Origin of the sequence: Methyloversatilis sp. XJ19-49 (assembly GCF_024580145.1) — a bacterium.
In the GTDB taxonomy this organism is placed as follows: domain Bacteria; phylum Pseudomonadota; class Gammaproteobacteria; order Burkholderiales; family Rhodocyclaceae; genus Methyloversatilis.
Map to the genome: position 1 here is coordinate 74,020 of NZ_JANINI010000015.1, position 12,385 is coordinate 86,404.

General features: G+C 63.4%; 6 protein-coding genes. 5 read left to right on the plus strand and 1 reads right to left on the minus strand.

Going from position 1 to position 12,385, the window contains the following annotated elements:
• The first annotated feature begins 35 nt into the window (after positions 1–35).
• The 4 genes from glmS to NMQ16_RS16685 all read left to right on the plus strand — a co-directional run bounded on the left by glmS (position 36) and on the right by NMQ16_RS16685 (position 4,958).
• Positions 36–1,874, plus strand: coding sequence for a glutamine--fructose-6-phosphate transaminase (isomerizing) (gene glmS, locus NMQ16_RS16670; protein WP_257082049.1), 1,839 nt, complete (start codon positions 36–38; stop codon positions 1,872–1,874).
• A 678-nt stretch (positions 1,875–2,552) separates the two neighbouring features.
• Entirely contained in the window at positions 2,553–4,067 is a 1,515-nt protein-coding gene (locus tag NMQ16_RS16675) for a ComEC/Rec2 family competence protein (RefSeq protein ID WP_257082050.1), read from the plus strand.
• Between the two features lie 200 nt (positions 4,068–4,267).
• Entirely contained in the window at positions 4,268–4,621 is a 354-nt protein-coding gene (locus NMQ16_RS16680; protein ID WP_257082051.1) for a type II toxin-antitoxin system Phd/YefM family antitoxin, read from the plus strand.
• 136 nt (positions 4,622–4,757) lie between these two features.
• Entirely contained in the window at positions 4,758–4,958 is a 201-nt protein-coding gene (locus tag NMQ16_RS16685; RefSeq protein WP_257082052.1) for a type II toxin-antitoxin system RelE/ParE family toxin, read from the plus strand.
• Positions 4,959–5,135: 177 nt separating this feature from the next.
• On the opposite strand, the gene NMQ16_RS16690 is transcribed toward NMQ16_RS16685, so the two are convergent.
• On the minus strand, positions 5,136–10,154 hold the full coding sequence (locus tag NMQ16_RS16690; protein WP_257082053.1) for a hypothetical protein: 5,019 nt from the start codon (positions 10,152–10,154) through the stop codon (positions 5,136–5,138).
• A gap of 406 nt (positions 10,155–10,560) precedes the next feature.
• Between NMQ16_RS16690 and NMQ16_RS16695 the strand changes: the two genes are divergently transcribed.
• Positions 10,561–12,303 (plus strand): ABC transporter ATP-binding protein, encoded by a 1,743-nt coding sequence (locus NMQ16_RS16695; RefSeq protein ID WP_257082054.1) that lies wholly within the window; start codon positions 10,561–10,563, stop codon positions 12,301–12,303.
• The last annotated feature ends 82 nt before the right edge of the window (positions 12,304–12,385 follow it).

The window sequence follows — 12,385 nt, forward strand, 5'->3', positions numbered from 1 at the left end:
GAATCTTGCGCAGTTCTGCTTAAAGGATCGTCCCCATGTGCGGCATCGTCGCGGCCATCTCCGGCCAGAATATCGTTCCCGTCCTGCTCGAAGGACTGCGCAAGCTCGAATACCGCGGCTATGATTCGGCCGGCCTGGCCGTGCTCAATGGCGCCCAGGGCACCGCGCTGCGCCGCCTGCGCTCGGTCGGCCGCGTGGCCGAACTGGCCGCCCAGGCCGACGAACAGAAGCTCGAAGCGTCGATCGGCATCGCGCACACCCGCTGGGCCACGCACGGCGTGCCGTCGGAGCGCAATGCCCACCCGCACATCAGCGACGGTCTCGCCGTGGTGCACAACGGCATCATCGAGAATTTCGAGCCGCTACGCGCCCGCCTGACCGGTCTGGGCTACACCTTCACGTCGGAAACCGACACCGAAGTGATCGCCCACCTGGTGCGTCACCACCTTGAAACCACGCCCGACCTGATCGACGCGGTGCGCGCCACCTGCAACGAACTGATCGGCGCCTACGCCATCGCCATCGTCACCGAAGGTGAAGATTCGCGCATCGTCGTGTCGCGCCACGGCTCGCCGCTGGTGCTCGGCCTGTCGGACAACGGCAACTACGCCGCGTCCGACACCTCGGCGCTGCTGCAGGTCACGCGCAACATGGTCTATCTGGAAGACGGCGACATGGCCGAACTCACGCGCACCTCGATGCGCGTGTTCCGTCTCGACGGCACGCCGGTCGAGCGCGCGGTGCAGGTGAGCCAGCTGTCGGCCGACGCGGTCGAACTGGGCAACTACCGCCACTACATGCAGAAAGAGATTTTCGAACAGCCGGCCGCGCTGTCGAACACGCTGGAAATGCTCGCCCAGGCGCGCTCGATCACGCCCAACCTGTTCGGCGCCGAAGCGGACAACGTGTTCCGCTCGGTGCGCCGCGTGCTCGTGCTCGCCTGCGGTACCAGCTACCATGCCGGTCTGGTCGCCCGCTACTGGCTCGAAGACGTCGCCGGCATCGAATGCAGCGTCGAAATCGCCAGCGAATACCGCTACCGCAAGCCGGTCGCCGACCCCGCCACGCTGGTCGTCACCATTTCGCAGTCCGGCGAAACCGCCGACACGCTGGCGGCGCTGAAGTACGCCAAGTCGCTCGGCATGATGCACACGCTGTCGATCTGCAACGTGCCCGAATCGGCCATCGTGCGCGAATCGTCGCTCCGCTTCATCACCCGCGCCGGCCCGGAAATCGGCGTCGCCTCGACCAAGGCCTACACCACCCAGCTCGCCGCACTGGCGCTGCTCACGCTCGCCGTCGCCAAGACGCGCGGCACGCTCAGCAACGCGCAGGAAGAGAAGTACCTGAAGGCGCTGCGCCACCTGCCCAGCGCGGTCACCCGCGTGCTCGAGCTCGAGCCGCAGATCCAGGCCTGGGCCGAACGCTTCGCGATGAAGCAGCACGCGCTGTTCCTCGGTCGCGGTCAGCACTACCCGATCGCGCTCGAAGGCGCGCTCAAGCTGAAGGAAGTTTCCTATATCCACGCCGAAGCCTATCCGGCCGGCGAACTCAAGCACGGCCCGCTGGCGCTGGTCGACCGCGACATGCCGGTCATCGCCATCGCGCCGAACGACGCGCTGATCGAGAAACTCAAAAGCAATATCCAGGAAGTGCGCGCACGCGGCGGCGAGCTGTACGTCATCGCCGACGCCGGCACCGAAATGGTCGAAGGCGAAGGCCTGCACATCCTGAACATGCCGGAGAACTACGGCCTGCTGTCACCCGTGCTGCACGTCATCCCGCTGCAGTTGCTGGCCTATCACGCAGCGCTGGTGAAGGGCACGGATGTGGACAAGCCGCGCAATCTGGCGAAGAGCGTGACGGTGGAGTGAAGCCGAAGGGGCGGCGGCTCGCCTGAGCCGATTCCCCGAACCGCAATCGCAGCCGGGTCTTTTGTGGGAGCGAGCTTGCTCGCGATTGCACGCACTACCGAAGCCCGCGAACTTGGGAAGCTCCATCACGACCCGAAGCCATTTCCACGAGACGCGCGATCCGATCAGGACTGCGTCGCGCCGGGCTTCGCGTGTCCGCCAGAGCACGCGCCGCGAATTATCTGAAATTATCTTGATTTGGATAATTGCCTAATTTTTAGGCAATTACGCCAAGGCAGCACTCAGTGCATATCACGTCCATCGTTCGTTCGGGCGCGTGAGAGTATGCTAATCATTTGATTCGTATAGCTTGTCCAGTCCCCGGCTGCAATCCTTCTCCTGTTGTCGACGAGGAGGTCATTCTCTACGCCGCTCGGTATACAGCGCTTGCGCGCCAGGGCCGGGTGCCCGACCTTGTGGGAGCGAGCTTGCTCGCGATTGCTGCCTGAAATGAAGCGGCGGGCGATCCCTGCCGTGTGGACAACTCCGCTGAAGCCCGCCGTTCCGCGCGTCCTTCAGGCCAAGCCGATGTCCTTGTGCTAGTTTTGACCACACGAGCCCGCCTCGCGTACCCGATCCGCTTCCGGTGTGCACGCCGCGGCTTCATTTCATTCGCACCTGACTCCGCAGGGGAATGCCATGGCACACCGGTTCGTCGCGTTGCGCAAGGACGGCAAGAAGACATATCTCCATGACGAGGCCGGCCGCAAGGTGCGCGAAGTCATCTGGGGCGACTACCTGACGGTGAAGCGCGCGCTGGACGATGGCCGGCTCGAGATCGACTGGGCGGCGCGCTCGCCCGACAAGCGCCGCACGCTGTACATCGCGGCCGAAGACACCGTCGAGCGGCGCCCGCTCGAAATCGTGTTCGTCGACGTGGGGCAGGGCGACGGCGCGGTGCTCATTTCGCCCGAAACCGGCAAGGACGAACGCATCATCATCATCGACGCCGGCAAGGAGGGCAATATGCGCGCCTTCCTGAACGCACGCTTCAAGAGCTACCGCGGCTTCAACTTCCATGCGGCGGTCGTGACGCATCCCGACAACGACCACTATCTCGGCTTCCAGGCGCTGTTCAGCGACCACAAGATCGGCTTCAGGACGGTCTATCACAACGGCCTGGTCGAACGCGCCGTCACCGGCACCTGGGCCAAGCTCGGCGGCGAACCGGTGCCCGATCCGGCAAGCGGCGTGTCGTACGTGACCGCGCTGGCGGTCGACAAGGCCGACCTGACGCGCCTGTTCGGCGCGCTGCCGGCCAACACCCGCTACGAGTTTCCGAAGCTGATGCGGGCGGCGCTGCAGAACCCGAAAATCAAAACCCTGCGCATGCTGTCGACCGAACACGCAAAACTGGAAGGCGGTGTGGCGTGGATGCCCGACTTCGCGCCGTCGAACCGGCGCGGCTACACCATCCGCGTGCTCGGTCCGGTGGTCGAAAAAGGGCCCGGCGGCAAGCCCGCCCTGCGCCGCCTGAAGAGCTACGGCGAAACCAAGAACGGTCATTCGGTGCTGCTCAGGCTGCAGTACGGACAGTTTTCCGTGCTGTTCGGCGGCGATCTGAACGAGCCGGCCGAGAAGTTCCTGCTGCAGCACTACACCGGCCGCGCAACCTTCCCGAAGCCCGGCACGCCCGACCACGACGCCATGGTGGCCGAGGCTCAGAAGACCTTCCGCTCCGAGGTGATGAAGTCCTGTCACCACGGCTCCGAAAAAGTGACCGACGCGTTTCTCGCCGCCGTCAATCCGGCCGCCTTCATCATTTCGTCGGGCGATCAGGAAGGGCACGTCCACCCCCGCCCCGATCTGCTGGGCCGCCTCGGCCGTTACGGCCGCGGCGACGCGCCCGTCATCCTGTCCACCGAACTGCAGCGCTCGTCGCGCCCGCTCGAAGACGGCGCGCAAGTGCAGAAACTGCTCGACCGCATCGACGCCCTGGCCACCGCGCTGTCACCCGAAGCGCTCGACGCCATCAAGCTCGACGTGAAGGAACTGGCGCGCAGCAATGTGGAGGTGTACGGTGCGATCTACCTGAAGACCGACGGCGAGCGGCTGATGACGGCCTTCCGCATCGAGACTGGATCGGAGCTGGAAAAGTGGTTTTCGTTTCGGTACGCGTTCAATGCGAAGGGGGAGTTGGTGCGGACGGATTGAACGCGCGTACCGTTTCCGGTCGCGGGACGCGCCACCTACGCTTGATCGTTCAAACAGCGGCCGCACGCGTCAGGTCAAGCGATGTGCAAGCGCGCGCCTCGACCTCACCGCCGCGATGAATGACCCTCCTCGCAGTACCCGACGTGGTGAGATAGGCTGCATAGAATTCTGTCACCTACCCATCCTCCCGGGAGCGAGTCATGGGGTTTTCTGCCAGTGATGTAGTGCCCTTCACCCAGGCACGCGCCAATCTTTCCGAACTCGCCGATCAGGCCAAGGCCGGTGCCGAAAAGATCATCACCAAGAACGGTGAAAGCTACGTGGCCCTGATCGACGCCGACCGGCTGGACTATTACCACCGGCTGGAACGCGAACGCATCCATCTGCTGCTGATCGACGATGCACGGCGCGGTCTGGCCGATATCGTCGCCGGGCGTACCCAGGCGGCCGATGCCGCGATCGCCGGGCTGCAGCAGCGTCGAGCGAAGGGTGCCGTGGCAGACGCCGGCGAAGCCGTTCCGCCCTCCGGTAAAGCCCGAAAGCCACGTGGCTGAGACTTTCCATCGGGTTGAGCTGACTGACAGCTTCCTGGCGCGCCGCTAAGCCATCGAAGCCTTTCTGATCGAGGCCGATGCAGGCGCGACCTTCGACGATCTGCTCGATCAGTTGCACTGCACGGTCATCACGAATGTGGCCCGCTTTCGCCGCATCGGTCGGCGCTACCTCAACCACCCGCCCCAATCCGTCGAGGCACTCACCCTGCTTGCCGCCATGCCGACAGGGGCCGCTGATTCCCTTCGCGAGTATCTGCACGGGGACTACCTTCTGCTCTACACCGTGGCCGACGACCTGGCGACGGTCTACCTGCTGACCATCCGCCACCATCGGTAGCTGTCGTTCGATTTCGAGGGACTGTAGCCGGTAGGGAACTGAGCGAATAGTGCTGTTGCTGTCCGGCTGCGGCATTGATAGTGCAGAAGCTCGTCCTCATGCGCCACTTACCAGATGGGGCAATTCCATACGCGCACAACAGAGATGATCGTGTGGAGGAAACACCAAGCGCGAACTTCAAAGCTTGCTCAGTTCTGCCTCCAGTCTCGTGGCTTCAGGTACGCCGAGTGCAACCAAAGTCGCGACGGTCGTGTCGATGGCTGACCGGAGCGGCATGCTGCTGCTGAGACTAGAAGGGCTGCTTACCCGGATAGTCTCCACCAACAAGCACCATCTGCGGCCCACACCGTGGTCGATCCATAGCTGTCGGAAGTCAGGATAGGCCTCGAGCAATGCGCTTCCGGCCCCGACGAGTACTTCTAATTGCTCGGCTCGCGGCGCAACCTCCAGCAGATTGAGCAGTACCAGGGCGACGAAGGGTGACGGCCCTAGACTAACCAGTTTGCGCAGAACAGGCAGAAACGGACCGACTCGCTCCACGCCCTTCTCAAGCAGGTAGCACTTCGATCCCTGCCCGTACATGTGGTCGTTAAAGAACAAGATGGCGATTGCCGGGCCAATGTGCATTTCGATGGACAAGTCCCTGCTTCGGCTGAGACGTTCCCATCCACGCGTGGTCAGCATGTGGTCGGCGAGTGCGATCCGAATGTCTACCGCCACCTGCGTCGGAATGTTGTCGCCTTCGAAGTACACCGCGTCGATGCCGCGCAAGAAATCGACGAGCACGTCGTAGAAATTCCGGTCTGGAAGCGCAACGATGTGCCGCACGGCCAGTTCAGTGGTCTCAGGCGTTGACAGGCCGACAACGCAGCGTGCAACCGCCGCAAAGAACGTATCGTTCCACTCAGATGGCTGACGGTCCGTTTCGTCTCCATCGTCGAGGTTCACTCCATTCGCGAGGGCCGTCCAAGGCATGTAGGCTTTCACGATCTCGCTGAGCCATGGGTGCGTGTCATCGTGGGAAAGAGCGCGCACCTGGCGCAACCAGAGAGCTGCAGCCTGATGATTTACATGCTCTGTTGTCGAAGGCGCCGGCGCTTCTGGTGGTTCTGGTGTAGCAATTCGGGATCCAGGTAAACGTAGGCGCCTTCTCGGTCGAGCTTGCTCGACAGGAAATGTCGGCCACATTGGCTCTGGACCTTCGCCGCCAAGCCATGCCATCTCAGCGGCAACGGCAGCCCGTGCCCGTTCATGACAACGCGCTTTGCGAGCGTCGACTTCCTCCTGTGACGCATCCCAAGCTCGGTTCTCCACCACACACCCGCTGAATGCACATCGGAGCACAGCTCTCGGTAGGCGACTATCGACGTCCGCTAGGACTTCGGCGGAAGTCCCGAAGCCGTGCGCGACAGCGTGCTTTCCTGTCGCCGCTACCTCAAGAAGCGACCGCACATCTTTCGGCGTTGACCGATGTCGCAAGGCGTGGATCAACCCGACATAGGCGATTGCGGTCGGATTGAAGCGCAGACCCCCTCGCATCCGACGCGCAGGATCGTCGTCGAGAGCTGCAAGCGTCTTCTCCAGTTGAGATCGCGCCCATGCTCCGTGCTCGGCGCGCAAGGCGTTATCACCGTCCCGCATGACGATCATCGCGGCCGTCACAACCGCTTCCTCTTGCATACGCCGCTCTCCGCTGTCGTCGTCGGATTCGACTTCTGCCGTAGCTGTCGCAGAACGCCGCGCCCAAGCCACCGCTACCGACCGACCGTCTGGTAGCAACCGGGCGGGATCGTCGACCGCAAGGGTCAGCGCAGACTGCGTGGCGAAGTCTGACTCTCGCTCAGTCGCGGCGTCTCGCAAAGCTTGTAGATGATTCTGCTCCGCCGTTGGCGATAGATACTTGCGCGCAGTCGCGGATGATCCGTCCTTGAGCGTCACTTCCACTTCTGGCCAATTTGCGGCATCCGAGAGGTTCAGTGCGTACCGAACCATGAATTCCGGGTTGCCTAGATGCGCGCTCGCGGAAGGTTCGCCCAGGCGTGCTGCCGCGGTTGCCAACAGCGTCCTAAGTGCCGCAAGTTGATCCGGGGATGCCAGGAACGTGAAGTTGCCAATCAGTTCGTCAAGCGTTGTCCGTCGGGATGGCCGGCGCTTCAGGTCAGCGGCGGTCACGCTTCCGCGCGGTTCGCTACGCAAGGCGCCAAGCCCGAAGAAGTCCGGCATTTCGACACGCTCATGCACCTGACGCGTGTGATCGATACACAGCAGTTCGGGACAGCCGAGAAATGCCGCCGCCACGTCAAGCGATTTGGGCCAGTGCGAGATTATGAGATCAACTGCCACCAGCAAGTACGCAGCGCACGAGCCCTGCGGCCCGAGCACGTCTGTCAGCACACCTTCGAATGATTCGCCCGCCTCAACGCGGCAGTGCGCCCATGCTTCAAGCGCCATCAGCGCGGACGTGACGGCGTAGAAGTTGCTGCTGCGAGACCAGAAGTAGGTCTGCGTCCACGGGAAAGTGCGCGCACTTCCCGGCAATGCCAAGGCGACCCCATCTTTTCCGGGGTCAGCGCCTCCGCTTCCGTGGGCGACTGCATGCGTGACTAAGCGATGAACCAATGCCAAGCCATCTTTGGGCGAATTGGTCAGCAATTCAAAAAATGGGCCTTGGGTCGGCGATGCCTGAAGGAACTCGTTATCGAGATAGGTAAAAGCCTCTTCACATTCCCAGGAGAAGTGTCGCTCGTGCGGCCGGGGCTTAGCGATAAGCGCCCGCGCGGTCAATTCAGCGAGCTCCGCTGGCGCCGCTTGGGCCAAAGTGCCTCGCATCTTCAGGATGCTGCGCACGATCTCTTCGTTGTACGCGCTCTGCCCCACTGCCTTCAGATACTCGGCAGCAAGTTCCGGCGTTGTCCGTGCGAACATGACGAACGCGTCACGAAGGTCTGACTTCAGGGAATGAACCTCGTCGCGATCAAGGTGCGCCCAGAGCACTGGGCCTTCGCGTGGCGCGGGCTTTACATCCCTAGGCTCCATAAGCCTCAGCCAACGATAGATCTGCCGTGTTGTAAAGGGCGTGATATCGGTGGCGCCAAGCGTGCCAATCGAGAATGTAGTGTATAGCTGAACGATTTCTGGAATGGCATCGCTCGGAACGCTATCCCCAGTACCCAAGAGCCAGATAATCAGCCACATCCATGCCGGGCCGCGCGGGACGTTGATCGATTCGGGTATGAGCGCGGGGTCGACTCCCGCAGCCGCAAAGACCTCTGCGGCCGGAAGCACGTCGACAGCCATGATCGTTCGGATGAGTTCGCGCAGCAGTGCGGCGCCATTGGCGAGAAGCTCGGGCGATGCGCGTTGGAGGAGTGCTTCCGCAGCTTCGGATCGAGCTAGGGCGAGCAACGCGGCGCGGCGCCAAGAACGATGAACTCCCGCTTGGCTCAGGCGATCAACGAGCGCGTGCCACCTCACGCCATCAGTCGCCCGCTCGATTGCCATACGCGCTGCCAGCTCAACGCCACGTGCAAACATCGCCGTTGCTGGCCGATCTAGTTGCAGCCTGTCGACGAGTTCGGGATCAGCGTGCAGGGCGCTTGCAATCGCCCACTCGCACAGTACGTCATGACGAAACGCGACCCGGTCAATGCCCAAGTCCCGCAGAGTGCCGCTGGACACTAGCGCATCGATCGGCGCCGCAGCTTGGCCTGTAACGTCGAGGAAGTCAGCGCCAGCCAAGGTCTGCACTGCTGCGCCTTTTAGCAGCCGAGTCCGATCACGCCACCCGGCGTCGCGGGCGCCGTCCGCGGTGGTCCACCACTGCTCGGCCATATCGACTTCAGTGCGCGGTACGGGATCAGATGCTGGCTGACTCGCCAGCCGTGCGAGGCGAAACAGGTTTCTGGCGACCTGGCGTGCGGGATGGCCGTCCGTTAGAAGGGGCGCAAGCGAAGGATCAATCGCTTTCAGCTGTTCGACCTCTGCCTTGCTCAGCTCATCTATCGTGATCGGTTCAGTTTGACCCAAGCGCGCCAGAGCATCGCTTGGGAGCCACTTGGGCTCATCAATCCCAAATTCACGCCGCGCTGTTGCCACAACGTTCAGGCCCGGAATGAGCGACGCTTCCCCGACGACATCGACAACCGTGAGCCTCTCTTCGGCGCTGAAGGAATCGAGGTTATCGACAAAGATCGTCGCGCCACCGTCATTTGCCAGTTCGACAAGTAACTCGCGAAGCGTCCCGTCGAAGCCGAGCTGTGCACGCCATGCGGCCCACCCGCGTGGGACGCATCGTCTTGGGCTTAGAACGATGACCTGACTCTCGGCTCGCATGGCCTCTGCTATCTGCCGGAGGATGCCCGATTTGCCGACGCCAGCGTCTCCTCGGATTTCGACATAGCGTCCTCGGTCTAGTGCTGCATACGTTGCGGCAACACGCTCCTGCCTTGAAAGGACGGCGATGCCCACACGGTTCTGAATGTCAGCAAGAGCCAAGCGTGATGACTCGGCTAACGCGGCGCGGGCCGTCGCATGACGACGCTCGCCCACGAACCGATATCCGAGTTGCGCAAGCGTCTGCAATGCCGTTTCGCGAGTTCTATCGCCGCCGCTCTTTGCCGCATCGATAGCTAGTTCAATGAGACTGACCCAAAGGGCCCCGGCGCGCGATCCATCGTCGGCGTGGAGCACGCGCACCGCGCGCTCAAGCGCTAGGTCGTGCGATGCGGAACCTGCTGCCGTGAAGTCGAAGGTCAGAATCTGGAGCCGACGCAGCAATTGCCAGACTGTCTCGTTGTCATCTGGCGAGCCTTCGTCTCGCAGATGGCTTTTGAAGGTCTTGACGAAGGCGCGCATGTCGTCGTTCGCCACGCCCACCAGATCAATTTGGGCGGCGAATGCAGCAGGGTCGCCAATCTGCCGCGCGAGCGTAAGCACATCCTGATATGCCCCGTCGATCTTGCGGGAGCCCTTCGTCGTCGCAATCGCCAACTCGTAACGCTGTGTCGCGAAGTCAGGCCGTTGCGACGCTTTGACGATTTGGCCCACGACTTTGCGAAAGACGGGGTCGGCGGTGGCGAAGGTGATGGTTCGCTTGACCTGAACCTCAAGAACCACCGGCTTACCGGACACGTTGTCATGGGAGTGAATGATTACGTCATCGAGCGGACGCCCAGCATTGGCTTGTTGTAGAGCCACCCGATCTATCGTGGCGCCGGGAAGACCTCGTGGCGGCGCCCCGCTGAGCATGGCTAGCAAGTATGACGCACCGACTTGGGCCTCGAAATGGGTGCCTGCTGGCCCACTGGCCAATGTGCTTGTCCCAGCATTGGTGTCCGATGCTGGCATTTCCCATTCGCTCACACTTCTCCCTTTCGATGCTGTCGATCTTCGCGCTCGATTAGTCGCTTAATCTGAATCGTCAAGTGCATTGCCGACACTCCATTGCTAAAGATATCGTCATTTGACCCTTATCGGGAGGCGTCCGCGGCGGCGCTTCTGTTCAAGGAGAATCTCAATTAAGTCGAACAAGCTTGCGTTAGTGCATCTGGCCACAATTCGGAGATTGCTTTCCGCGGCGCCTGATCAATGATGGAATGCTTTCATGACCGCATCGACTCCCGCTCAACCTCACGCGAATATCACCCTCCCCACCGCCGCCCGCGACCTCTACCGCGCCCTCTGGCTCCACGCCCGCGGCGCCCGCGCGCAGCTACTCGGCGCTGCCGCGCTCCTCTCCGGCGCGCAACTGATGCGGCTCACCATGCCCTGGCTCGCCGCGCAGGCGATCAATGCGCTGCAGCAGGGCGACATGGCGACGGCGGGGCGGTGGATTGCCTATCTGATCGGCATCTATCTGATGTCGTGGTTGCTGCACGGCCCGGGTCGGGTGCTGGAGCGCAATGTGGGCGTGCGGGTGCGCGTGCGGCTGGCGGATCAGCTTTATGCGCGCATCGCCGCAGCACCGCTGGCGTGGCGCGACGGTCGGCATTCGGGTGAGCTGCAGCACCGCGTGATGCAGGCGAGCCGGGCGCTGTCCGACTTCGCGCAGAACCAGTTCGGCTATCTGCAGAACGCCTTCAACTTCGTGGGCCCGCTGGTGGCGCTGGCGCTCTTGTCGAGCACGAGCGGGGCGATCGCGATCACCGGGTACGTGATCATCTCTTTCATCATCCTGCGCTTCGACCGCACCCTGATGCAGCTCGCCCGCGCCGAGAACGACGCCGAGCGCCGCTATGCCGCGGCGCTGCTCGACTTCGTCGGCAATGCCGGCACGGTGATCGGCCTGCGGCTGCAGGCGGCGTCGCGCACGCTGCTCGGCCGGCGCATGGACGCGGTGATGGCGCCGCTGCGCCGCGCGGTCATGGTGAATGAGGGCAAATGGTTCACGGTGGATCTGCTCGGCATGGGGCTGACCTGGATCCTGGTGGTGGTCTATGTCGTGCAGACGCGCCAGCCGGGGCAGGTGGTGCTGCTGGGCACTGTGTTCATGATCTATCAGTACGCGCAGCAGGCGGCCGGCGTGGTCGGCTCGATGGCGTCGAACTTCCAGAGCTTCGCGCGCATGCACACCGACTACGGCAGCGCCGAGCCGATCTGGGCGGCGCCGGCCGACCCCGACGTGACCGTGCCCGCCGTGCTGCCCGATGCACCCTGGCAGACGCTGGCACTGCGCGGTGCCACCTGGCGCTATGGCGACGACGCGCGCGGTGGCTTGCATGGCGTAGATCTGGAATTGCGACGCGGCGCGCGCGTCGCTCTGATCGGCCCGAGCGGCGGCGGCAAGAGCACCTTGCTGCGCACGCTGGCCGGCCTCTACCCGCCACAGCACGGCGAATTGCTGCGCGATGGCGTCGCGGTGCCTTGGGCCGAACTGCGCACGCTGGCCACGTTGATCCCGCAGGAAGCCGAGGTGTTCGAAGCCAGTGTGGAAGAGAACCTCACCTTCGGCCAGCCGGCCGAGGCCGCAGCGCTCACGTCGGCCATGCACACCGGCGTGTTCGACGAAGTGCTGGAGCGCCTGCCTGACGGGTTGCGCAGCGGCCTGAGCGAGCGCGGCGGCAATCTGTCGGGTGGTCAGCGGCAGCGGCTTGCGCTGTCCCGCGGCGCGCTGGCGGCGCAGGGCAGTTCGCTGTTGCTGCTGGACGAACCCACCAGCGCGCTCGACCCGCTGGCCGAGGGCCGTGTGTTCGACCGCATCGTCGCCGCGTTCCCGTCGGCCTGCATCGTCGCGTCAGTGCATCGCCCCAGCCTGCTCGCGCGCTTCGACACCGTCGTCGTGGTGGAAGCCGGGCGCGTGGTCGATGCGGGGCCGCGAGACGAGGTGCTTGCGCGGCGGGTGCATTGAGGCGCTGCGTCGTGGCGTGGCTTGTGTCGGATGGCCGCGATATGAGGTCGATGTGCGCGATGATTGGGTGGGGGGGGTGGGC